At 60.1% G+C, this 22,211-nt stretch carries 19 protein-coding genes and 1 pseudogene; 6 read left to right on the top strand and 14 right to left on the bottom strand.

Going from position 1 to position 22,211, the window contains the following annotated elements:
- Window positions 1-5 precede the first annotated feature (5 nt).
- From ACZ9BX_RS28510 to ACZ9BX_RS28475, 8 genes are all read right to left on the bottom strand, one after another.
- A complete protein-coding gene (locus tag ACZ9BX_RS28510) occupies window positions 6-842 on the bottom strand; it encodes a carbohydrate ABC transporter permease (protein WP_132568167.1) in 837 nt (278 codons plus the stop codon).
- Window positions 839-1,762 (bottom strand): carbohydrate ABC transporter permease, encoded by a 924-nt coding sequence (locus tag ACZ9BX_RS28505; RefSeq protein ID WP_476221538.1) that lies wholly within the window; start codon window positions 1,760-1,762, stop codon window positions 839-841. The genes ACZ9BX_RS28510 and ACZ9BX_RS28505 overlap by 4 nt, the downstream gene beginning before the upstream one ends.
- Window positions 1,755-2,918, bottom strand: coding sequence for an ABC transporter ATP-binding protein (locus ACZ9BX_RS28500; protein ID WP_476221537.1), 1,164 nt, complete (start codon window positions 2,916-2,918; stop codon window positions 1,755-1,757). Before ACZ9BX_RS28500 ends, ACZ9BX_RS28505 begins: the two co-directional genes overlap by 8 nt.
- Window positions 2,915-3,745, bottom strand: coding sequence for a metallophosphoesterase family protein (locus ACZ9BX_RS28495; RefSeq protein ID WP_476221536.1), 831 nt, complete (start codon window positions 3,743-3,745; stop codon window positions 2,915-2,917). The genes ACZ9BX_RS28500 and ACZ9BX_RS28495 overlap by 4 nt, the downstream gene beginning before the upstream one ends.
- 209 nt (window positions 3,746-3,954) lie before the next feature.
- Window positions 3,955-4,797: a metal ABC transporter permease gene (locus ACZ9BX_RS28490; protein ID WP_476221535.1), complete on the bottom strand. Its 843-nt coding sequence runs from the start codon at window positions 4,795-4,797 to the stop codon at window positions 3,955-3,957.
- The gene (gene sitC, locus ACZ9BX_RS28485; protein WP_476221534.1) at window positions 4,794-5,651 is read right to left on the bottom strand and encodes an iron/manganese ABC transporter permease subunit SitC; all 858 of its coding nucleotides are present in this window, start codon (window positions 5,649-5,651) and stop codon (window positions 4,794-4,796) included. Before sitC ends, ACZ9BX_RS28490 begins: the two co-directional genes overlap by 4 nt.
- Window positions 5,651-6,547 (bottom strand): manganese/iron ABC transporter ATP-binding protein, encoded by an 897-nt coding sequence (locus tag ACZ9BX_RS28480; RefSeq protein ID WP_476221532.1) that lies wholly within the window; start codon window positions 6,545-6,547, stop codon window positions 5,651-5,653. Before ACZ9BX_RS28480 ends, sitC begins: the two co-directional genes overlap by 1 nt.
- Entirely contained in the window at window positions 6,544-7,461 is a 918-nt protein-coding gene (locus ACZ9BX_RS28475) for a metal ABC transporter substrate-binding protein (RefSeq protein ID WP_476221531.1), read from the bottom strand. The genes ACZ9BX_RS28480 and ACZ9BX_RS28475 overlap by 4 nt, the downstream gene beginning before the upstream one ends.
- A 233-nt stretch (window positions 7,462-7,694) precedes the next feature.
- On the opposite strand from ACZ9BX_RS28475, the gene ACZ9BX_RS28470 reads away from it, so the two are divergent.
- Window positions 7,695-8,561, top strand: coding sequence for an alpha/beta fold hydrolase (locus ACZ9BX_RS28470; RefSeq protein ID WP_476221529.1), 867 nt, complete (start codon window positions 7,695-7,697; stop codon window positions 8,559-8,561).
- 110 nt (window positions 8,562-8,671) lie between these two features.
- On the opposite strand, the gene minE is transcribed toward ACZ9BX_RS28470, so the two are convergent.
- From minE to minC, 3 genes are read right to left on the bottom strand one after another with little or no spacing between them, the layout of a single operon-like run.
- Entirely contained in the window at window positions 8,672-8,932 is a 261-nt protein-coding gene (minE, locus tag ACZ9BX_RS28465; protein ID WP_476221528.1) for a cell division topological specificity factor MinE, read from the bottom strand.
- Window positions 8,929-9,744 (bottom strand): septum site-determining protein MinD, encoded by an 816-nt coding sequence (gene minD, locus ACZ9BX_RS28460; protein ID WP_476221527.1) that lies wholly within the window; start codon window positions 9,742-9,744, stop codon window positions 8,929-8,931. Before minD ends, minE begins: the two co-directional genes overlap by 4 nt.
- Window positions 9,745-9,776: 32 nt before the next feature.
- Window positions 9,777-10,499 (bottom strand): septum site-determining protein MinC, encoded by a 723-nt coding sequence (gene minC / locus ACZ9BX_RS28455; protein WP_027512533.1) that lies wholly within the window; start codon window positions 10,497-10,499, stop codon window positions 9,777-9,779.
- A gap of 231 nt (window positions 10,500-10,730) precedes the next feature.
- On the opposite strand from minC, the gene ACZ9BX_RS28450 reads away from it, so the two are divergent.
- The gene (locus ACZ9BX_RS28450) at window positions 10,731-13,292 is read left to right on the top strand and encodes a GcvT family protein (protein ID WP_476221525.1); all 2,562 of its coding nucleotides are present in this window, start codon (window positions 10,731-10,733) and stop codon (window positions 13,290-13,292) included.
- 28 nt (window positions 13,293-13,320) lie between these two features.
- On the opposite strand, the gene ACZ9BX_RS28445 is transcribed toward ACZ9BX_RS28450, so the two are convergent.
- The 3 genes and pseudogenes from ACZ9BX_RS28445 to treZ all read right to left on the bottom strand — a co-directional run bounded on the left by ACZ9BX_RS28445 (window position 13,321) and on the right by treZ (window position 17,603).
- Window positions 13,321-14,151 (bottom strand): endonuclease/exonuclease/phosphatase family protein, encoded by an 831-nt coding sequence (locus tag ACZ9BX_RS28445; RefSeq protein ID WP_027512531.1) that lies wholly within the window; start codon window positions 14,149-14,151, stop codon window positions 13,321-13,323.
- Between the two features lie 91 nt (window positions 14,152-14,242).
- A pseudogene (locus ACZ9BX_RS28440) lies at window positions 14,243-15,707 on the bottom strand (phospholipase D-like domain-containing protein).
- A gap of 75 nt (window positions 15,708-15,782) precedes the next feature.
- Window positions 15,783-17,603, bottom strand: a complete 1,821-nt coding sequence (gene treZ, locus ACZ9BX_RS28435; RefSeq protein ID WP_476221524.1) for a malto-oligosyltrehalose trehalohydrolase — start codon at window positions 17,601-17,603, stop codon at window positions 15,783-15,785.
- 128 nt (window positions 17,604-17,731) lie between these two features.
- Here treZ and ACZ9BX_RS28430 point away from each other — a divergent pair, with 128 nt between their 5' ends.
- From ACZ9BX_RS28430 to ACZ9BX_RS28415, 4 genes are all read left to right on the top strand, one after another.
- Window positions 17,732-18,376: a UdgX family uracil-DNA binding protein gene (locus ACZ9BX_RS28430; RefSeq protein WP_476221522.1), complete on the top strand. Its 645-nt coding sequence runs from the start codon at window positions 17,732-17,734 to the stop codon at window positions 18,374-18,376.
- 131 nt (window positions 18,377-18,507) lie between these two features.
- The gene (locus ACZ9BX_RS28425) at window positions 18,508-18,762 is read left to right on the top strand and encodes a DUF2934 domain-containing protein (protein ID WP_027512527.1); all 255 of its coding nucleotides are present in this window, start codon (window positions 18,508-18,510) and stop codon (window positions 18,760-18,762) included.
- Window positions 18,763-19,098: 336 nt separating this feature from the next.
- Window positions 19,099-19,269: a hypothetical protein gene (locus ACZ9BX_RS28420; protein WP_165928306.1), complete on the top strand. Its 171-nt coding sequence runs from the start codon at window positions 19,099-19,101 to the stop codon at window positions 19,267-19,269.
- Between the two features lie 163 nt (window positions 19,270-19,432).
- Complete coding sequence (locus tag ACZ9BX_RS28415) at window positions 19,433-22,156, top strand: hybrid sensor histidine kinase/response regulator (protein WP_476221520.1); 2,724 nt, start codon at window positions 19,433-19,435, stop codon at window positions 22,154-22,156.
- Window positions 22,157-22,211: the final 55 nt, after the last annotated feature.

Genomic DNA, 22,211 nt, shown 5'->3' with positions numbered 1-22,211 from the left:
ACCGGTCAACCTTTGAGACCGGTCATGGTGATGCCCTCGACGAAACGCTTCTGCGCAAGCAAGAAGACGGCAACGAGGGGAAGGGTAATGGTGAGCGTCGCCGCCATCAGCGCGCCGTAATCGTCGCCTGCCTCGGCCGCGCGGAAATACATGAGGCCAAGCGGCGGCGTCGCGTAGTCCTGCTTGCTGATGACGACCAGCGGCCAAAAGAGATCGTTCCAGTGTGCGACGACCGAGAAGATCGCAAAGGCCGTCACCGCCGGCCAGGCGTTCGGGACGATGACGCGAGCGACGATGCCGAGTTCCGACATGCCGTCGAGCCGGGCAGCATGGATGAGATCATCCGGCATGGCGCGGAAGAACTGCAGAAACATGAAGATCGCGAAAACCGAAATCGTAAAGGGCGCAACAAGCGCGGCATAGCTGTTGAGCAGCGAGACCCGGTCGAAGGCGACATAGATCGGCAACGCGGTCGCATGGATCGGCACCAGAAGGCCGAGCATGACGAGCACCATCATCATCCGTGCGGCGCGGAAGCGGAGTTTCGCCATGGCATAGGCGCAAGGGATCGCGACGAGCACCTGGAAGAAGAAGATTAACCCGCAAACGACGACCCCGTTCCAGAGCAGCATTCCCATCGGCACACGGCTCAGCGCCTTGGTGAAATTCTGCACATAGTTGAAGTGCTCGGGGATCAGCGACAGAGATGAGGTGAAAATATCGCTCTGCGCCTTGCCGGCGGTCGAGATCATGAAGAGGTAGGGCGCCAGGAAGACAATGGCGCCAAGCGAAAGCAGCGTCAGGCGGATAATTCTGCCGAGGGAAAGAGCACTCGTTGTCATGTGTAATGCACCCGGCGATCAAGAAGGCGATACTGCAGGAACATCAGCACGACGAGGATCAGGAGAAAGACGACCGTCATCGCCGAGGCATAGCCGACGCGCAGATAGACGAAGCCTTCCTGGTAGATGGTGAAGAGCAGCACCTCCGAGGCCTTGTTCGGACCGCCCTCGGTCAGTGTCTTGACCGTCTCGAAGACCTTCACTGCATTGGTGATGCTGATCGTGACAACAAAGAGCGTCGTCGGGCCGAGCATCGGCCACGTGACCAGGAAGAAACGGTCGACTGCAGATCTGGCACCGTCCACCTCGGCTGCGGCATAAAGTTCACGCGGGATCGCGGTCAGCCCAGCCAGGAAAAGCACCATATTGAAGCCCGCCGATTGCCAGACGCCGATGATCGACAGGCTGTAAAGCACCGTGCCGGAACTGCCGAGCCAGTTCGGACCGGGAAGCCCGGCAAGTGAAAGCAGCGCGTTGAGCGGCCCGATCGTTGGATGGAACATATATTGCCAGACGGTCGCCATAGCGACGATCAGCGAGGCGACCGGCAGGAAATAGGCAGTACGGAAAAAGCTGCGCGCCGTCGTCTCGCTTTCGATTAGCATGGCAATGGCGAGCCCGAGAAAGATCGAGACCGGCGCGACGATCGCCGCGTAAATCGAGGTGTTCCAAAGCGACTTGCGAAAGGTGCGATCGGTGATCAGGTGCGCGTAATTTTCGAAGCCGACGAAACGGAACTGTCCATAGCCGAGCTCGAAGTTGGTGAAGCCGAGTATGATGACGGCAACGACCGGCAGCAGCACGAAGAAGAAAAGCAGCATGATCGCCGGCAGCGCGAGCATCCAGGCGATGCGGGCTTCGCTGCGCCGATGCGCCACAGCCGGATCGCGTGGCATGGCAATGGAGGCGACGCTAGCCATGCGTCTTCTCCCGCTTGGCATCCGCGGCAGCAACGACACTGCCAAGGCGGGAGCCGTCTTCGGCAAAAACCATGGCTCGTTCGGGCAAGAGCTGAAGTCCGACGGGGGCGCCAGCTGCAAGACCGGCGGCCTCCGCAGGCGACAGCTTGACGATCATCGTCTCGCCGATCGCGTCGAGCCGGCAATAGAGGATGACCTCCGATCCCAGGAATTCGATCCGCTCGATATGTGCGGGAAGCCCGTCATGCCGGCTCTTTGAAAGGTGCACAAACTCCGGGCGGATGGCGACGGTGACACGAGCTTTCGGCTGGGTCATGTTTTTAAGCGTCAGGCGAATGCCGCCAAACGTGACGATGCCGGCTTCGGCGATCGCCGGCAGCAGATTGATGCGCGGCTGTCCGATGAAGCGGGCAACCTCGATATGCGCTGGATCGTCGTAGATTGCCTGCGGGCTCGCGAGCTGCAGGAGATTGCCGCCGATCATCACGGCGACACGGTCCGCCATCGAAAGAGCTTCCGCTTGGTCGTGCGTAACGTAGACCGTCGGCACGCCGGCGCGGCGATGCAGCTCGACGATCTCGCCGCGGGCATGGACGCGCAGGTTGGCGTCGAGGTTGGAAAGCGGCTCGTCCATCAGGAAGACGCTTGGGTGGCGTACCATGGCGCGAGCGAGCGCCACGCGTTGACGCTGGCCGCCGGACATCTGACCCGGCTTGCGATCAAGCAGATGGTCGATCTTCAACGATTTCGCCATTTCCCTGACATCGTGGGCAATGCCTGCGCGGATCGCGCGTTGGCCAGGTGTCATCGATCCCACGAACGGTAGACGCTGCACCCGCGAAAGCTTGCGCATCGCAAGCGGCACGGCGATGTTTTCCGATGCCGTCAGATGCGGATAGAGCGCATAGGATTGAAAAACCATCGCGATATTGCGGTTGGCCGCTGCCACCGCCGACATCTCCCGCCCGCCGATCAAGATCTCGCCCTGATCGGCATGGTCGAGGCCGGCAAGGATGCGCAGCAGCGTGCTCTTGCCGCAGCCGGAGGGACCGACAAGCGCAATGAACTCGCCAGGTCCGGCATCGAGGCTCACGCCCTTGAGGATAAGATTGCCGCCGAAGGTCTTCGTGATGCCGCGAAGCAACAGCGCGCTCATTCGACCGGCTCCTGCGTCTTTGCCGCATGCGGATAGACCTCGTGCACCACCTGGTCGAGCACATGCGCGGTCATGCCGGGAATAGCGACGATGCGGCTTGCGGCATCATCGCCGAGTTCGTGGATAACAGCGCCGATCAGGCGCTCACCTGGCATCTCGCGCTCCATCTTGTCGATGATGAACGCCGCCGAAGGCCCCCACGTCAGCGCTGTCTGTTCGTAGCGGCCCTGCCAGGCCCAATGCAGATGGCCGCTGGCAAAAAGCGCGACGTCATGTGCCGCGATCAGGTCATAAAGCCGGCGGCGCTGGGACGGCTTGACGCTCCAGTAGCCGGTATCGCCCTCATGCGGCTCATCGACGAAAAGCGGTTTGTGCGCGAAAAGCGCGACGCGGCGGCCACCGCGGTCTTCCAACGCCTTCTGGAGCCATTCGAATTGCGCTTCCTCCTCGTCATCCTCGTGGCCGAGCAGCAGCGAATTGAGACCGGCGAAGCGCCAGGAGCCCGCGTCTTCAAGCCATCGGTCCTCGCCGGCCAGCCGCCGCCAGCGCTGAAGCCGTTCGGCATTCACCGGCTGGCGTGAGCCTGGGAGATCGCCGACATCATGATTGCCTGGAACGATGAGCATCGGGACGGAAACCTGACGCATGAGGTCCATCGAAAAGGAGATGTCCTCATCCTTGTCCGCGCCGTCGACGGTAAGATCCCCGGTATGGATGATCAGATCGGCAGCCGTTTCTTCGATCCATGTCAGCAGCGGCGCCCAATTGCCGTTGAAATGCGGCTTGTTCGGGCTGAAATGGGTATCGGTGATCTGAATGATTTTCATGGGGTGCTTCTCCAAGTCGCCGGAGCGCCGAACGCCCTTCAGAACGACCGTCGCTTCTTCGCGACCTCTGTAGAAGGCTCCCATGTCAAACAGGCAGCGGTGGTTTTCAGCTGTTTTTCAGTTTTGTCATCGATCCGTCATCAGGCGTCGTGTCTTCGACGTGCCGGAAGAGGCCCTGACAGTCTGCACAGGTTCCAATGTCCGAGGATCTATTGCTGTGCCGTCTCGGATCGCTCCGCCCTTCGGACGGTGGCGGCAAAGGCAGCAGCAAACAAGATGGAAAGCAACAACACGATGGTTGGCGCCGGTGCGCTGTCGATGAAGAACGACAGATAGATTCCGGCAGCCGAGGCGATCATGGCGATAACCACAGACAGGACCAGCATCATGCCGAAGCTGCGCGTCAGCAGGAAGGCGATGGCGCCGGGTGCAATGAGCATCGCGATGGCGAGGATGATTCCGACCGCCTTCAGCGCGCCGACAACGGTAAGCGAGATCAGGCAGAGCAATCCGTAGTGCAGCAGGTTAACGCGAAGGCCGACCGCCTTTGCCTGCGCCGGATCAAAGGCATGCAACAGGAAATCCTTCCACTTGATGCAGATGATACCGGCGGTCAAAATCGCGATCATCGCCGTTTCGCCGATGTCCCGCCAGCCAACGCCGAGCATGTCCCCGAACAATATGTGATCGAGATGCACCTCGGACTGGATCTTCACGTAAAGCACGAGGCCAAGGCCGAACATGCCGGAAAACACGATACCCATCACCGTGTCCTGCTTGATGCGGCTGTTGTCTTTCAGAAAACCAGTAGCAACGGCGCAGAACATGCCGGCGACGAAGGCGCCGAGCGCAAAAGGGAAGCCGACGATGTAAGCGATGACTACGCCGGGAAAAACCGCATGGGAGATGGCATCGCCGAGCAGCGACCAGCCTTTGATCACAAGAAAACAGGAAAGAAGCGCCGTCGGCACCGCCACAAGCATTGAGATGACCAGCGCATTGATCATGAAGCTGAACTGGAAAGGCATGAGCAGCGTCTCAAGGATATTCATTGACTGGCCTCCTGTGCTTCGGCCGCCCTGCGACGCGCCGCCAGCATTCCATGTTTGGGCGCAAGGAGGAATGCGGCGAGGAAGAGGAGGGTCTGCAACACGACGATGATGCCGCCGGTCGCGCCATCCAGGAAATAACTCGCATAGGCACCGACGAAGCTGGTCACTGCGCCAATGACGACTGCGATTGCGAGCAGCCGGGGAAAGCGATCTGTCAGGAGATAGGCAGTGGCACCCGGCGTCACCACCATACAGATGACGAGAAAGGCACCCACTGTCTGGAGGGCGGCCACCGTCGATGCCGAAAGCAGCATGAAGAACATGATCTTGAGCGCAGTGGGGTTGAGGCCGATCGAACGTGCATGGCTCTCGTCGAAGAAGGTGACCATCAGGTCCTTCCATTTGACGAGAAGGATAGCGAGCGAGACGAAACCGATGATGGCGAGCTGGAGCGTGTCCTCCGGCGTGATGGCGAGAATGTTGCCGAGCACGATGGTCTGGATGTTCACCGAGGTCGGCGACAGGGACACCATGAAGAGGCCGAGACCGAAAAAGGAGGAGAAGATCAGACCGATAATGGCATCCTCCTTCAGCTTGGTGCGTTGGTTGAGGAAGAGCATCGCGGCGGCGGCAAGGCCGCCGGAGAAGAAGGCGCCGATCGAGAAAGGCAAGCCCAGCATGTAGGCGCCGGCAACACCAGGCACGATGGAATGGGAAAGCGCGTCGCCGATGAGTGACCAGCCCTTGAGCATCAGGTAGCAGGATAAAAACGCGCAGACACCGCCCACCAGAGCCGAAACCCACATGGCATTGAGCATATATTCATAGGTAAACGGCTCGGTAAGGAAGACCATTAGCGCCGGCCCCCATTACCCCGTGGCTCGTGCCCGACGGCCCGGCCATCTTGCATCACAAGCGGGCGTTCGTCGTCGGTCATCACATCAATCGGATGTAACCCGCGGTCGTCAGCCTCGGTCAGCATGAAATGGCGCAGCACGCCGCCAAAAGCCTTCTCGAGGTTTGCCGGAGTGAAAGTTTCGGCAGTCGTGCCGTAGGCGAGGACGGTGCCTTTGATGAGAACGGTGCGGTCGCAGAACTCCGGTACCGAGCCGAGATTGTGGGTGGAGACCAGCATGACCCGGCCTTCGTCGCGCAACTCGCGGAGCAGAACGGTAATCTGGTCTTCGGTCTTGACGTCGACGCCGGTGAAGGGCTCATCGAGCAGGATGACGCGGCCGTCCTGCGCCAGCGCGCGAGCCAGGAAAACCCGCTTCTTCTGCCCGCCCGACAACTCGCCGATCTGGCGCGTGCGCAATTCGCTCATGTTGACGCGTGCGAGTGCCGTTGACACGGCAGCGTGATCGGCCGCCTTCGGGATGCGCATCATGCCCATGTGGCCGTAGCGGCCCATCATGACAACGTCCTCGACGAGGACTGGAAAGTTCCAATCCACCTCTTCGCTTTGCGGCACATAGGCGACGAGGTTCTTGCGCAGTGCCTCACCGACCGGCATGCCGAGTATCCTTATGTCGCCCCTGGCAAGGCGCACGAAGCCCATGATCGCCTTGAACAGTGTCGATTTGCCGGAGCCGTTGACCCCGACCAACGCCGTAATCGTGCCCGTCGGGATCTGGAAGCTCGCATCGCGAAGGGCGGTATGGCCGTTGCGATAGGTGACGGTCGCACTGCTCACCGCAATGCCCGATCCTGCATCCGCGGGACGGGCAAGCTTTTTAAGCGGCTCATTCATTGCGACAGGCCTTCGACCAGGCCCTTTTCGACCGTGTCGGAGGTTACGCGGAGCAGATCGATATAGGTCGGCACGGGCCCGTCCTCCTCGCTAAGGGAATCGACATAGAGCACGCCACCGTAATGTACGCCGGTTTCGCGTGCGACCTGCCTGGCCGGCTTGTCGGACACCGTGCTCTCGCTGAAGACGGCAACGATCTCGTTGGCCTCAACGGCATCGATCACCTTGCGGACCTGTTGTGGTGTTCCCTGCTGGTCGGCATTGATAGGCCAGAGATAGAGTTCCTTCAGGCCAAAGTCACGAGCGAGGTAGGAAAAGGCGCCCTCGCTCGACACCAACCAGCGCTTGTCGTCCGGAATCTGCTCAAGCTTTTCGCGGATCGGCGTGATGGTCGCCTCGATCTTCTTTTTATAAGCGGCAGCGTTGGCCTCGTAGGCAGCGGCATTCGCCGGATCGTGCTTCACGAAGGCATCGCGGATGTTGTCGACATAGATCAGAGCATTCTTCGGCGACATCCAGGCATGCGGGTTTGGCTTGCCGGAATAAGGTCCTTCGGCAATGCTCATCGGTTCGATGCCTTCGGAGACGACGACGCCCGGAACGTCATGGAGATTGACGAAAAACTTTTCGAACCAGCGCTCAAGGTTAAGCCCGTTCCAGAGGATGAGGCGAGCGCCCTGCGCCCTTTGTATGTCACCGGGCGTCGGGGAGTAATTGTGAATCTCCGCACCCGGCTTGGTGATCGATTCCACGATTGCCGCATCACCCGCCACGTTCTTGGCCATGTCTGCAATAACGGTAAAGGTTGTCACCGCCTTGAACTTCTCCTCAGCCGCTGCCGGGCCCATCGCCGCGACCGACACGATTGCTGCCGCTATCAATCCGGCCAATAGGCGCCCTGCCCGTTTCAACATCCTCACGCTCCTTGCTGCGAATGACTTGCATTACAGTCTTAAGGAAAGGAATTCATTTTTGCAAGTGCGACTTATTCGCAATTACAAAGTCCGCGGATCAGGTCGCAAGGCAAGCATGCACCGCAGCCGTAGGGCGCCGAAAATCTTGAGCCGGCCATGTCGGATTGAGGAACGGCCTTTCGTCTTATTGTCGGCGTTGATGAAAACGCATGAGACGAAAGGAGACACACCCCATGTTCCACACCGCCCTCATTGCCGCAGTCGGCTTGTTTATCGCAGGATCAGCCTTGGCCGAGCCCAAACCGACAGGCGACCGGGTCGAGGTCAACGGCATGCAGATGTATTATGAAGTGTCTGGAGACGGTGACCCGCTGATCGTGCTGCACGGCGCTTATATGAACATCCCGTCTATGGGCGCGATCATCCCCAAGCTCGCCGAAAGCCACAAGGTCTACGCGCTCGAATTCCAGGGCCACGGCCGCACCACCGACATCGACCGGCCCATTACCTATCAAAACCTGGCAGACGACGTCGCGGCCTTCATGGACGCGGTCGGCCTCAAGAAGGCGGATGTGTTCGGCTACTCCATGGGTGCGGCCGCTGCGCTGCAAGTCGCCGTCCGCCATCCGGAGAAAGTGAACAAACTTGCTGCAGCCTCCGTTGCCTACGATGCCGAGGGCTGGCAGCCGGCGTTCAGGGCCTTCATCCCGCAAATGACGGTGGAAATGTTTGTCGGCATGCCGTTCGCCGAGGACTACCGCAAGCTTGCCGCCAATCCCGACGGTTTCCCTGCCCTGGTCAAGAAACTGATCGCCCTCGAGCACGAGCCGATGGCATGGGAAAAGGACGTGAAGTCGCTGAAGATACCGGTGCTGCTCATCTCCGGCGACGCCGATGTTGCAACCCTCGAACATTCGGTTGCCATGTTCCGGTTGCTCGGCGGCGGCGTCATGGGTGATATGGGCAAGCCCCTTCCTGCCTCTCGTCTTGCCGTCATGCCGGCGACGTCACACACCGCCGTCATCAACCAGTCCGACCTGCTGCATGCCTTCATCGAACCTTTCTTGAAGGGCGAGACGCCGAGGGGGATGTTCGAGTAGGAAACGATTGCCTGGGCACAATCCTCGCTTACGAAAGCCGCCCGGCTCTTGATATCACCGGGCGGCTTCAGGTCTTTACTAGCGCCAGCGAGACGGCTTAGCGGACTGCTTCAAGCTGCCTCTGCAGCTACTTTCAGCGGGATTTCGACGTCGATTTCCAGGATCGAGACGTGCTCGTTGCGATCCATCTTTACCTGCACCTTGTCGGCGTCGAGCTGCACGTGTTTGGCGATGACCTCCAGAATCTCCTCGCGCAGCAGCGACACGAGGTCTGTACCCACCGACGAGCGTTCGTGGGCCAGAAGCACCTGCAGGCGTTCACGGGCCGCGGGTGCGGTTTGCTTTCTGCCGAAAAAACTGAAGATGTTCATGCGGCCCTCCGTCCGAATATCTTGCCGAAGATGCCTCGCTTTTCGCCCGGAATTGTCATTGGCACATCCTCGCCGGCAAGCCGGCGGGCGGCATCGAAATAAGCCATCGCAGGTGCGCTGCGGCTATCGGCGAGTGTCACAGGAGCGCCGATATTGGAGGCGCGCAGAACATCCATGCTTTCGGGAACAATGCCGAGGAGCGGGATGGACAGGATCTCCAAGACGTCGTCGACCTTGAGCATATCGCCCCGTTCCGCCCGGTTGGCGTCGTAACGGGTCAGGAGCAGGTGCTTTTCCATCCGCTCGCCGCGTTCGGCCTTGGCGGTCTTTGCATCCAGCAGGCCGATGATGCGATCTGAATCGCGTACCGACGAGACTTCCGGGTTGGTGACGACGACCGCGACATCGGCGTGGCGCATTGCAAGGGTCGCGCCACGTTCGATGCCCGCCGGACTATCGCAGATGATCCAGTCGAAGTGGCGCTTCAGATCAGCCATGACCCGTTCAACACCTTCCGGGGTCAAGTTGTCCTTGTCCCGCGTTTGCGACGCCGGCAGCAGAAACAGCGTGTCGAGCCTCTTGTCGCGTATCAGCGCCTGCGAGAGCTTGGCGTCACCCTGTATGACGTTGATCAGGTCGTAGACAACCCTTCGCTCCGCGCCCATCACTAGGTCGAGATTCCGCAGCCCGACATCAAAATCGACGACGACCACTTTCTCGTTTCTCTGTGCCAAGGCCCCTCCCAGCGCGGCGGTCGAGGTTGTCTTGCCAACTCCGCCTTTGCCTGAAGTGACGACGATGACTTTCCCCATCTTGCTCTCCTTTGTCCTAGCCGGCTTTCGGCTCAGATAAGTTTCTCTGCCATGATCGTATCGCCTTCGAGCCAGAGCTGGACGGCTTGCCCACGAAGGTGCGAGGCCATGTCTTCGGCGGTCTTGTAAATGCCATCGATCGCAATCAGCTCGGCCTCAAGCTTTCGGCAGAAGATACGCGCGGACGCATTTCCAACCGACCCTGCCATGACTCGACCCCGCAGCGCCCCGTAGATATGGACCGACCCTCCAGCGACGATCTCCGAACCCGAGGCAACCGATCCGATGACTGTGACGTCGCCTTCCGGGAAGATCACCGACTGACCGGAACGCACAGGCTCCCGGATCACGATGGATTGTAGTGCCGAACGAATCTCGGCCGCCGCCGGCTTGTTTTGCAGATCGATAACTGGTTCCGCTTTCGGCAGCTCGAAGTCGGAACCAGGACGACCGCCCTTAAGCGCAGGCGGCATGCCCGGCCCAAGGATTGAAGGGCGCCCGCCCTCGATACCCATGATGCTCACATTGCGTCGCGTCAGTTCCGCGATAAGTTCCTTCAGCTGCGACCTGTCGATCTGCAGGTCCGTGACATCGAGAACGACGGGCCGCCCCAGAAAGAATCCGGCTGAACGGGCTGCGAGATCATCCAGCCTCGCCAGCCAATCATCGAAAGGGAGGTCCGGAGAAAGCATGACCGCGAGGAAGGAGCGGCCCTTGATTCGGATCGAGCGAGCGTCTGTTAGCACTTTGGTCATCTGAGTTAAGAAATCGTTGACCATGTCTATCGCCGACATGGTTAACAAACAGTTAACGCGGCGATCGCGAAGGCCTACATAACTTCGGGTCCCCAACGGGGGATGCCAGCGACGCTGAACCTGAACGAAGGATGCTTTTGGCGGATCGCTACATCTTAATGTCGTGGATCGACTGTAGCTGCGAGATAGCGTGTACTAGATTCGGCGCAACAAAATTCGAGGGTGCATGTGATGGCAGAATTTCCAGACAAGGCGAAAGTCGTAATTATCGGGTTGGGCGGCATTGTCGGCGCGTCGATTGCCCATCACCTGATCGAGCGCGGCTGGGACGATATCGTCGGCATCGACAAGTCGGGCATCCCGACCGATATCGGCTCGACGGCACATGCTTCCGACTTCTGCTATACGACCAGCCACGACTATCTGTCGGTCTGGACGACGCAGTACTCCATCGATTTCTACGAGCAGATGGGACACTACGCCCGCATCGGCGGCCTCGAAGTCGCCCGCACCGGCGACGACACCTGGATGGAGGAGATCAAACGCAAGCTGAGCTCGGCCAAGGCCTTCGGCACACGCGCCCATTACGTCAGCCCCGCCGAGATCAAGGAAAAGTTCCCGCTGATCGAGGAAGAGATGGTCCAGGGCGGCCTGTTCGATCCCGACGCTGGCCTTGTCATCCCGCGCTCGCAGACGGTTGCCGGCAAGCTGGTCGATGCCGGCGAGAAGGCCGGCAAGCTCAAGGCCTTCGCCAATACGCCGGCCAAGTCGCTGATCGTCGAGAACGGCCGCATCAAGGGCGTCGTAACTCATCGCGGCACGATCATGGCCGATCACGTCATCGTCTGCGCCGGCCTGTGGGGCCGTCTGGTCGCAGAGATGGTCGGCGAGGACCTACCGGTCATGCCGGTCGACCATCCGCTCACCTTCTTCGGCCCCTACAACGCGTTCGAAGGCACAGGCAAGGAAATCGGCTTCCCGCTTTTGCGCGACCAGGGCAACTCCGCCTATATGCGCGACACCGGCGACCCGAAGACCACCGAGGGCGGCCAGATCGAATGGGGTTACTACGAGCAGACCAGTCCGCGCATGTGCCATCCCCGCGAGCTGCTCGAAAAGCATGAGGCGCGCCTGTCGCCCTCGCAGCGCGACCTCGAAATGGATGAGATTATCGCGCCGCTCGAGCGCGCCATGGAGCTCACCCCGATCCTCGGCGAACTCGGCTATAACGAAAGCCATTCCTTCAACGGCCTGCTGCAGGTTTCCGCCGCCGGCGGCCCGTCCTGCGGCGAGAGCCAGAAGGTGCGCGGCCTCTGGTACTGCGTCGCCATCTGGGTCAAGGATGGTCCCGGCTATGGCAAGCTGATCGCCGACTGGATGACCGACGGCCGCACCGGGATCGACCACGCCGGCATCGACTATTCACGCTTCTACGCGCACCAGCTGACGGAACAGTTCATCGAGGACCGTTGTTTTGAGGCCGCCCAGAAGATCTATTTCCCGGCCGTTCATACGCGCGAGCCCTATGCCACCAGCCGCGACGTCAAGCGCTCGCCCTTTTACGAGCGCGAAGTCGAGCTCGGCGGCTATTTCATGGAGCTTGGCGGCTGGGAGCGCGCCCATGGCTACAGAGCCAACGAGCACCTGCTTGAGAAGTACGGCGATCGCGTGCCGGTGCGCGAAAACGAATGGGACGGCCGTCACTTCTGGCGCGTCTCCAATGCCGAGCACCTAGCGATGAGCGAGGATTGCGGCATCGTCAACCTAAGCCACTTCTACATGTTCGACGTCGAAGGGCCCGATCATGTCGAGCTGATGGAGTGGGTCTGCGCCGCAAAGATCGGCGGCGACGCCAACATCGGCAAGGGCATCTACACGCACTTCCTCGACGACGAGGGCATGGTGCGCGCCGATCTGACGGTCATCCGTATGGCCGACCGCTGCCGTGTGATCGACGGGGCGGACGCAGGCCCGCGCGATTTCCACTACATCAAGCGGATTGCCGAGGATAAGGGCTTCAACGTTACCGTCACCGACGTCTCCGAAAAATACGTCACCATCGGCATCTGGGGGCCGAACGCCCGCGCCACGCTGAAGAAGGTCGTCGCCGATCCGGCGGCCCTCGATCCGGAAAACTTCGCCTTCGCCGCGATCAAGCCGATCGAGATCGCCGGCAGGCACGTCACGGCCTTCCGCATCTCCTATGTCGGCGAGCAGGGCTGGGAGCTGCACATGAAGTACGAGGATGGCCTTGCCGTCTGGGATGCGCTGCGCGCGACCGGCGTCATGGCCTTCGGCGTCGAGACCTATGCCAACAGCCGTCGCATGGAAAAGAGCCTGCGCCTGCAGAATGCCGACCTCATCACGCAGTACAATCTCATCGAAGCCGGCCTCGCTCGTCCGAAGGTCAAGGAGGCCGATTTCCGCGGCAAGGCCAGGCATCTCGAATATAAGGCCCGCGAGCACCAGCCGGCGATGCTCTGCACGCTGGTGATGACCGATAACATCGACAGCAAAGGCGTTGCCCGCTATCCGGTCGGCACGCTGCCGGTCATGGATCCGGAAACCGGCGAGACCCTTATCGACGAGCTCGGCCGCCGCTCCTACACGACGTCGATCGCCTATGGCCCGACGATCGGCAAGAACATCGCGCTCGCTTATCTGCCCTGGTCCCATGCCCAGGAAGGCCGCAAGCTCGTCATCGAATATTTCGGTGAGACTTATCCGGTCGACGTCGCCGCCGTCGGCTATAGGCCGCTCTACGATCCGGAAAATTTGAAACCCCGGAGCTGATATCAAAAATGAGCAGGTGGATGAGGGATCAGGCGGACGCCGTCAGCTCTTCCACCCTCTTCAGGTTGAGAACCGCCTTGATCGGCAAGTGATCGGAGGCGACGCGCGCAAGTGGCGTATCATGCGCCTCGACGTTCGTCAGCACACCTTTCCGGTTCGACATGATGCGGTCGAGCGCCAAGATCGGCAGGCGAGCCGGGAAGCTTGCGACCGCAAGAGGCTGCGCCTCGAAGGCGGATTGAAGCGTGTTAAGCGACGAACGGTCGCCGAGCCGCCATTCGTTGAGGTCGCCGAGCAGGACCGTCGTCACCTCGCTCCGATCCGCCATCAGATCGACCAGCATCTGCGCCTGCCGCGCACGTGAGTGCCGCAGAAGCCCGAAATGAGCGGCAATGATCCGAAGCTCTCCGCCATTTTCCAGTTCGAGTTCCGCAACCAGCGCGCCGCGCGGTTCAAGGCCCGGCAGTTTGATCTGGTGCACGTCGCGTACCAGGCCTTTCTTGAAGAGCACGACATTGCCGTGCCAGCCATGCGCCTTCGACATGCCCGAGACCGGAACCGGAATAAGTGCCGTCTCGCGCTCCAGCCGCGCCAGATCGAGGATGCCGGTCCGCTCCCCGAAGCGCGTGTCGGCCTCCTGCAAGGCAATCACGTCGGCGCCGATCTCGTGGATCACCCGGCTTGTTCGCTCGGGATCGCAACGCCTGTCGGCACCGACGCATTTATGGACATTGTAGGAGGCGATCAGTGTACCTTCCGCCCGGGGCTTTGCAGCCGCAAGCACGGCATCCAACCGCTTTTTGCGGTTACGGATCGACGCGAGAATGTTGGCGGGCAGGCTGTCTTTCCTGGCAAGCATCGGAGTTTACGCGCGCTCCGTTGGTCGAAATCGGCTCTGATTTGGCAGTATAGGCCCACAGGTAAAACTTGCCATGTCCGATCCGAGAAAATCAAAGATAGGGCGAACCCAGCCACAGAAATTTTTCGACAAGCCGCACCAGGAAGGGCCGCCCCTGGAGGCTCTCCAAGGTCACCGGTGCTGCAGATTTCAGCATCCCGTCGATATGTTCGTCGATCTCCGCCGCAAACCCCTCGTTCAGAACTTCGAGATCCACCTCGAAGTTCAGCCTGAGCGAGCGCGGATCAAGATTGGACGAACCGACATAGGCCCAGACCCCGTCAATCGTCATCAGCTTGGAGTGGCTGAAGCTGCCGGTCGAGCGCCATATGCGGCAGTAGTTCTTGAGGATCTGGTCGAACTGCGCCGTCATCGCCCGGTCAACGAGAACGAGATTGTTGACGGCCGGCACGACGATATCGACCTCGACGCCGCGCCGCGCGGCAGTTGTCAGCGCGCTGATCAGTTCACGATCGGGCAGGAAATAAGGTGACATGATGCGGATCGATTTCCGCGCGACAGAAAAGGCGCCTATCAGCATCTTTATGGTTCGTCTCGACGCTGCGGTCCGGTCCGGAGGCAACCACGCGCATGAAGACCGGATCGCCCGGTTGGCGTTCGGGCGCTTCGATCCGCCACGCGTCCGCGCTCAGAATCTCACCTGTCGTAAAGCGCCAATCCTCGGCCGCGACATCAAAGAGATCGGCAACCACGGAGCCGGTTACGGAGAAATGCGTATCGCGTGCAAAATCATCGCCCGTCATCGCGTGGCTGAAGCCCTGTCGGATATTCATGCCGCCCGTCAGCGCCAGACGCCCGTCGGTGATCAGAATTTTTCGGTGAGTGCGGAGATTCGCATAAGGCAGCCGGAGGCCCATGATGACATTGCCGTTGAAGACCGAAACCGTCACCCCGCCATCAGCGAGGTAGCCGAGAATGCTGGGCACAGAATAGCGCGCCCCGACGGCGTCGATCAGCACGCGCACCTCGATGCCACGTTTTGCCGCCGCAATCAGCGCATCGGCAATCTGGATGCCGATCTTGTCGCGATCGAAAATATAGGTTTCAAGCAGAACACTCCGCCCGGCTCCGTCGATCGCGGCCTTCATCGCCGCGTAGGCATCGTCGCCCGTTTCCAGCATGTCGATCGTATTGCCGGTGGTGAGCGGATAGCGGGCAACGCGATCGCCAAGCGTCTGCAGCGCTGCAAAGCGCCGTCCATAAGCGCTGATGATCTTCTCCGGCTCCGCATCGAAACTTTCGAGTTCGTCAAGGTCGGCTGCCGGCAGCAGGGCATCGCGACGGAGACTCAGGGATTTCCGGCGGATGCGATTGATGCCGGCGATCGCATAAAGTACCGCGCCGACAATCGGCGAGAGGATGATGACGCCGACCCAGCCGATTGCAGCGCGTACCTCCTCCTTCGTCATGGCGGCATGGATCGCCGCGGCGGCTCCCATCGCGAGCGAAATGACGAAAAGGATATGCGCCCAGTAGGTCGATATGAGATAAAACATTGGAAGAAGATATAGCTGCAAAACGGCGGCGTTCAATTCGCCGCCGCTCACCCGAAGCGCGAAATTTTCGCGCTGCTATTTTGCCAGCTTGGGATCGAGCGCAACCACCACCGAATGGGCGGCAAGCTTGCAGTCCCCCGGCTCGCTGCGAGGCAGCAGATCGAAGATGACTGCACCTTCGAACGGGGGTACCGGAAGTCGACGGTCGCTCAGATTGGCTCGAAGTTCCAGCTTGCTGCCGCCGAAGGTCCAGTTGACAGCCAGCACGCCATCGACGCTTTGCAACGCCGCGCTTGTGACCCGGCCGGGTCTCTTCAGCAACGGCACGACATACTTCTGCCGCAGACCGATAAGGTCTCGTACATAGGCCTTCCGTCGTCTTCCTTCATCACTGTCGGAACGCTCCCATCGAAGCTTCGAATGCTCGAAGGTGGAGATCGCGTTTGGATCCGGCAGATCGCCGGCTGTCTTGCCTTCCTTCAAACCGCCAAAGCCTTCCGCCTCTGCCATCCGTCCTTTGCGGACGATCTCGCCGAGTTCGCCGGTGTAGTCGCAGAAGAAGTGGAACGGCTGCGTCTCGCCATAATCCTCGCCCATAAAGAGGAAGGGGATCTGCGGCGATAGAAACAGAACCGCCGTCAGCATCGCTGTCATGTCGGGATGCGCAAGGCTGATCAAGCGCTCGCCGAAAGCGCGATTACCCACCTGATCGTGATTCTGGAGAAAATTGATGAAGGCCTCGGGTGGCAAATAGACCCGTTCATCCTTCGGCAGCTCAGGCGGATCGGCGCGGTCCGGATAGACGAAGCCGTACAGCATCGAAAGCTTCGTCTTTTCCCAGAGCTCGGATGCGAAGGGCTTATAGTGGCCGGCTGTTTCGCCGGTTGCGATGATATGAGCGACATGGTGGAAGTCGTCGTTCCACTCCGCGGTAAAGGTCTTCACTCTCCCGCCGTCGTCGCGCTCCAGCAGGCTTACGAGATTGCGTTGATCCTCGACGACGAGATGCACTTCGCGATCGACAAAGGCGTCGCGTACTTCCGTCGACAACTGCGCGAGGATGTGGTGTTTCGAGATATCGTAAATCTGCTCTACGGCATCGAGCCGCAGGCCGTCGAGCTGGAATTCGCCGATCCAATAAAGCGCATTTTCGATGAAGTAACGCCGCACCGGCTCCTGCCCGAAATCGATCGCGGCACCCCACGGCGTATTGCGACCGGCGTGGAAAAATTCCGGCGCATAGCCGTGCAGGTAGTTTCCATCCGGACCGAAGTGATTGTAGACGACGTCGAGCAGCACCACCAGACCGTGGCCATGCGCGGCGTCGATGAATGCCTTGAAATCGGCCGGCGTACCGTAAGCCGAATGCGTCGCATAATGCAGCACGCCGTCATAACCCCATCCGCGCTTTCCGGAAAATTGCGCGACGGGCATCACCTCGATTGCCGTGAAACCCATCCCAGGCAGGTGACCGAGCTTTTCGGCGGCCGCCTTGAAGGTGCCCTCCCTGGTGAAAGCGCCGATATGGATTTCGCTGATCACCGCCTCTTCCCAGGGCCTGCCCTTCCAGCCGGTATTCATCCAGCGGTAGGAAGGATCGACGATCAGCGACGGGCCGTGCACATCGCCGGCCTGCGCCCGAGAGGCGGGATCGGGCACTGACTTGCCATCCGAAAGGACGAAGGCGTAGGCGTCGCCACCCCTTGCTTCCGCAACGGTCAGCTCGAACCAGCCGCCGTCAGAGCGGTTCATCGGCCGATCCTTGCCGGAGCAGCGAAGCCTCATCTCCTTTTGCCGCGGCGCCCAAATGCGAAAACGGACGCCATCCGCGCCAATCTCGGCACCCCAGCTCTTTCGAATTCCTGCAATAGAGTCGACTTTCGAAACCTGATTCATGCATATCCCCTGACTGGCTTGGACGTCTCGAACACTCCTTCAAATCCATGAATGCTGCGCTTGTTCCCCGCGCCGGAACAAACGCCTTGCCGATCGGTTGAGGCTGAAGACTGGAGAAGGAAGCACTTATGAACATCGCGCCCGAATTTGGCCCGGCCTTCGAACTGGAAACTGCAGACGCCAAAGGCCTCGATGACCTGAAACTTCAGGCCGAAACCTGCACGCGCTGCGACCTCTACAAGAACGCCACGCAGCTCGTTTTCGGCGAAGGCCCGCGCACGGCCGACATTGTGCTGGTCGGCGAACAGCCGGGCGACAGGGAAGACCTGGCGGGCAAACCTTTCGTCGGCCCCGCCGGACGTCTGCTTGATCAGTGTCTCGAAGAGGCGGGCATCGACCGGTCCCGTTGCTACGTCACCAATGCCGTCAAGCACTTCAAATTCGAGCCGCGCGGCAAGCGGCGCATGCATTCCAAGCCGAATGCCGGAGAAATCCAGCGTTGCGCATGGTGGCTCGGCGCCGAGCTTGAGATCCTGCAGCCGAAACTGGTTGTCGCGCTGGGCGCTACAGCACTTTATTCGCTGCTTGGTCCCAAAGTGAAGGTCACCGCCGAGCGCGGCCATGTTCTTCAGCCGCCGGCAAACCATCCGCCCGTCCTGGTGACCATTCACCCGTCTTACCTTCTGCGCATTCGTGACGAGGAAGACGCCAACGTAAGCCGCGCGAATTTCGTCAAGGATTTGACGAATGCCACGGCATTTCAGACCAACTGACGGGCGTTTATGCTGCGGCGCAAATAATATTTTGCACTGTGTCAAAATTCTTCTTGAATATCGCCGGTTCCTCTGGAACCATCCCCCCAGTCTAGCGTTTGGCTGCGGGATGATGTGACTGGAGATCAGCGATGACAGAAACTCGGGAAGAGTGGATTAAAAAACGTGCATACGCCCTTTGGGAAGAAGAGGGGCATCCTACCGGACGCGATTCCATACATTGGGAGCAGGCGAGAAAAGAGCGCGAAAAGCTCGAACGCTCTGCTGCGTCCAAGGACGGCAAGGAAGTCAAGACTAGGACCAAACGCACGGCAGCCGCTGGGACCAAAAGCAACGGCACCGTGAAACCGGCTCCCAAGCGCGCCGTCAGCCGCAAGTCAGTCTGAACGCATTCATACCGAAACTCCTACCTCGTGTGGACGCTGCAAAGGCAGCGCCTTCGGAAAGTGTTGTCATATGTTTGAATTAGTTGCGTTTTATGGTGTTTATTAAGTGCAGATGGCACTGACATGAGGAATAGATCGGGCCGAATGACCACCATAGCGGGGCACCTTCGAAAAAAAGGCTGCAAAATGGCCACGAGTGGCGGAACCAATTTTCGCTTCGGCTGTTAACGGCGAAAGTGGGAGGCTTGTCATGAGCAGAGGTTATTTCGACGCCATTCTCGTTTCCCTTGTCGTAGCAGGCTGCTACATGTTCTTGACGCCGATGTGAGAGCGGAGATGCTGATCTTATCCCTCGCCGCCTTTCTCTATCTGGTTCTGGCCCTCGGCCTCGTCGTCGCGATCGACAACATGGTTGGTTTTGTATTCCCCGAAACCCGTTCCCGTTCCAGCCGCTTCTTTAATTTCAGCAAGGCATTCACCGGCTCTCAATGGCTCCATCGCAAATAGCAAAAGCGAAAGTTTGGATAAGTAACGGCGGCCTCCGGTGCCGTTAAGCTTATTTCCGACCTGCCCTTCCCGAAATCTCCCAAGCCTCTATTTTGCCTTTCGCAGATGGGCTGAATTCCGTGCGATTCACATCGTTTGCGGTCTGATCATGAAAGCGGTTGGAATGACCCGGCTCGAAGACGGCGTTTGGCCGAGGGGTGGCGGCAGCATCGGCGATATATTGCGGAATTCGGGCTTTAGCGGCTGCAGCCTGGGCCCGGTCAAGAGCTGGCCGGCTTCTCTCAGGCATATTGTCGAGCTCGTTCTGAATTCGCGGCAGGCGAATTTTGTCGTCTGGGGGCCGGAGCTTGCCTTCATCTACAATGACGCCTATGTGCCGATTTTCCCTGAACGTCATCCGGGCGCGCTTGGCAAACCCTTCGCCGAAGTCTGGAGCGATATCTGGCCGCAATTCGAGCCGATCGTCCGCGCCGCACTCCAGGGAGAATCCCAGCTCTTCGAGGAATTGCTGATTCCGATGCGCCGGGACGGTCGCATCGAAGACACGTGGTTCACCTTCTCCTACACGCCGCTTCGCGACGAAGCAGGAGCTATTGCAGGCCTGCTTTGTGCAACCATGGAAGTTTCGACGCAAGTCATCGCGAAACGGCGCGAGCGTCACGCGCTCGAGGAATTGCGGTTGAAATCCGAGGCGCTTTCGATCGTCAATGCAGCAGGTGCTGCAATCACGGCCGAACTCAATGTCGACCGTTTAACAAAGATTGCGGTCGATGCCGGCGTCGCGCTGACGGGCGCGGAATTCGGCGCGTTCTTTTACAATGTCGATGACGGCGAAGGCGGGAGCTACATGCTCTATGCACTTTCGGGTGTCGACCGCAAGAACTTCGACAAGTTCCCGATGCCGCGCAATACCAAGGTCTTCGCGCCGACCTTTAGCGGCGAATGTGTCGTGCGTTCCGACGACATTCTGCTCGATCCACGCTACGGACAGAACGCTCCGTATTCCGGTATGCCTATGGGTCATCTTCCGGTTCGAAGCTATCTCGCTGTACCGGTGAAATCCCGAAGCGGTGCAGTGATCGGCGGCCTCTTCTTCGGCCATGCGCAGCCCGGCCGCTTTACGGATGCCGCCCAGGCAAGTCTGATCAGCCTCGCCGGCCAGGCGGCTGTCGCGATCGACAACGCCCGGCTGCTGCGCGCAGCCGAATTGGAGATCGCCCGGCGCAGCAGCATCGAAGATAGGCTCCGCAAGCTCAACGAAACGCTGGAAATGCGTGTTGCAAGCGAGATCGCGGAGCGCCAGCAGGCGGAGGCTGCCCTTCAGCAGTCACAGAAGATGGAATCGATCGGCAAGCTCACGGGCGGGGTGGCCCATGACTTCAACAATCTGCTGCAGGTGATCTCCGGCAATCTCCAGCTCCTCGGGAAGGACATCTCGAACGACGGCCGCGCCAAGGAGCGGATTTCCAATGCGCTTGCCGCTGTAGAACGCGGCTCACGGCTTGCAAGCCATTTGCTCGCCTTCGGCCGCCGTCAGCCGCTGGAGCCGAAGGTCGTCAACATAGGCCGCCTCGTTGCGGGGATGGATGACATGCTTCGCCGCGCGCTTGGCGAGGAGATCGAAGTCGAGACCATGGTCTCCGGCGGCCTTTGGAACACCTTCGCCGATCCGATCCAGATCGAAAATGCTCTTCTCAATCTCGCCATCAATTCGCGGGACGCAATAGAAGGGTCCGGTAAGCTGACGGTCGAAGTCGGCAATGCGTTTCTCGACGATTCCTACAGCCGGACCCATCCGGAGGTGACCGCGGGCCAGTATGTCGTGCTCGCGGTCACCGACACCGGATCCGGAATGACGCCGGAGGCCATGGCGCAAGCCTTCGAACCCTTCTTCTCCACCAAACCCGAGGGCCGGGGCACCGGCCTTGGGCTTTCGATGGTCTACGGCTTTGTCAAGCAATCGGGCGGGCATGTGAAGATTTACAGCGAGGTCGGCGAAGGTACAACGGTCAAGCTTTATCTGCCCCGTTCGTTCCAGACCGAGGACCGCGTCGCCAATAACGAGGCGGCGCCACCGGCCGGCGGTACGGAAACCATCCTCGTTGCAGAGGACGACGAGGGCGTGCGTGCCACCGTCGTCGAGATGCTGACTGACCTCGGCTATCACGTGCTGAAGGCCCGCGATGGGCAGAGTGCGCTCACCGTCCTCGAAAGCGGTGCGCATATCGACTTGCTGTTCACCGACGTCGTCATGCCCGGCCCGCTGAAGACCCCCGAACTCGCGCGCATGGCCCGTGAACGCCTGCCGAACATCGCGGTTCTCTATACGTCCGGCTATACGGAGAACTCGATCGTCCACGGCGGCCGCCTTGATCCCGGCCTCGAACTTGTCTCGAAGCCCTATACGCGCGACGCGCTTTCCCGGAAGATCCGCCATGTGCTTGCCAACAGCGCCTCGCGCCGCCAGGCAACACCCGGACCGGGCAAAGCGCCAGGCACCACGTCGCGCGAAGGCACGCATGACAGAACCAGGTTGTTGCTGGTGGAGGACGATGCATTCATTCGCATGGACATGGCCGAGATACTTCAGGATCTCGGCTACGATGTGATCGACGCCGAAAGCGGCGAGCAGGCCGTCGAGATCCTGACGCATACGGCGGTCGATATCATCGTCGCCGATGTCGGCCTGCCGGGAATGTCGGGGCCTGCTTTCGCCGCGAAGGCGAGAGAGATATTTCCATCCGTGGGATTGGTCTTTGCGACTGGAAACAACCACCTTCCGGATGCAAGCCGCTTCTCAGGCTCGGTTCTGCTTCTGAAGCCGTTCAGCAGTTCGGCCCTCGACCAGGCGGTGAAGACCGCCGTCAGGCAGAGGCCTATCGCTTAGCTTCCACCAAACGCCTGGCTTCTGCTTCAATATCCGAACTCGGTGCCTAAAGGCT

This window comes from Rhizobium sp. USDA 3886 (assembly GCF_056279785.1).
This window is presented reverse-complemented; position numbering and strand designations above follow the sequence as displayed.

Coding starts and splice junctions, on each gene's coding strand:
- minE (WP_476221528.1), bottom strand. CDS start 8,932: ATGAACATCTTCAGTTTTTTCGGCAGAAAGCAAACCGCACCCGCGGCC.
- ACZ9BX_RS28450 (WP_476221525.1), top strand. CDS start 10,731: ATGGCAGAATTTCCAGACAAGGCGAAAGTCGTAATTATCGGGTTGGGC.
- ACZ9BX_RS28420 (WP_165928306.1), top strand. CDS start 19,099: ATGCTGATCTTATCCCTCGCCGCCTTTCTCTATCTGGTTCTGGCCCTC.
- treZ (WP_476221524.1), bottom strand. CDS start 17,603: ATGAATCAGGTTTCGAAAGTCGACTCTATTGCAGGAATTCGAAAGAGC.
- ACZ9BX_RS28495 (WP_476221536.1), bottom strand. CDS start 3,745: ATGAAAATCATTCAGATCACCGATACCCATTTCAGCCCGAACAAGCCG.
- ACZ9BX_RS28430 (WP_476221522.1), top strand. CDS start 17,732: ATGAACATCGCGCCCGAATTTGGCCCGGCCTTCGAACTGGAAACTGCA.
- ACZ9BX_RS28505 (WP_476221538.1), bottom strand. CDS start 1,762: ATGGCTAGCGTCGCCTCCATTGCCATGCCACGCGATCCGGCTGTGGCG.
- sitC (WP_476221534.1), bottom strand. CDS start 5,651: ATGGTCTTCCTTACCGAGCCGTTTACCTATGAATATATGCTCAATGCC.
- ACZ9BX_RS28470 (WP_476221529.1), top strand. CDS start 7,695: ATGTTCCACACCGCCCTCATTGCCGCAGTCGGCTTGTTTATCGCAGGA.
- ACZ9BX_RS28475 (WP_476221531.1), bottom strand. CDS start 7,461: ATGTTGAAACGGGCAGGGCGCCTATTGGCCGGATTGATAGCGGCAGCA.
- ACZ9BX_RS28510 (WP_132568167.1), bottom strand. CDS start 842: ATGACAACGAGTGCTCTTTCCCTCGGCAGAATTATCCGCCTGACGCTG.
- minD (WP_476221527.1), bottom strand. CDS start 9,744: ATGGGGAAAGTCATCGTCGTCACTTCAGGCAAAGGCGGAGTTGGCAAG.
- minC (WP_027512533.1), bottom strand. CDS start 10,499: ATGACCAAAGTGCTAACAGACGCTCGCTCGATCCGAATCAAGGGCCGC.
- ACZ9BX_RS28480 (WP_476221532.1), bottom strand. CDS start 6,547: ATGAATGAGCCGCTTAAAAAGCTTGCCCGTCCCGCGGATGCAGGATCG.
- ACZ9BX_RS28425 (WP_027512527.1), top strand. CDS start 18,508: ATGACAGAAACTCGGGAAGAGTGGATTAAAAAACGTGCATACGCCCTT.
- ACZ9BX_RS28490 (WP_476221535.1), bottom strand. CDS start 4,797: ATGAATATCCTTGAGACGCTGCTCATGCCTTTCCAGTTCAGCTTCATG.
- ACZ9BX_RS28500 (WP_476221537.1), bottom strand. CDS start 2,918: ATGAGCGCGCTGTTGCTTCGCGGCATCACGAAGACCTTCGGCGGCAAT.
- ACZ9BX_RS28445 (WP_027512531.1), bottom strand. CDS start 14,151: ATGCTTGCCAGGAAAGACAGCCTGCCCGCCAACATTCTCGCGTCGATC.
- ACZ9BX_RS28415 (WP_476221520.1), top strand. CDS start 19,433: ATGACCCGGCTCGAAGACGGCGTTTGGCCGAGGGGTGGCGGCAGCATC.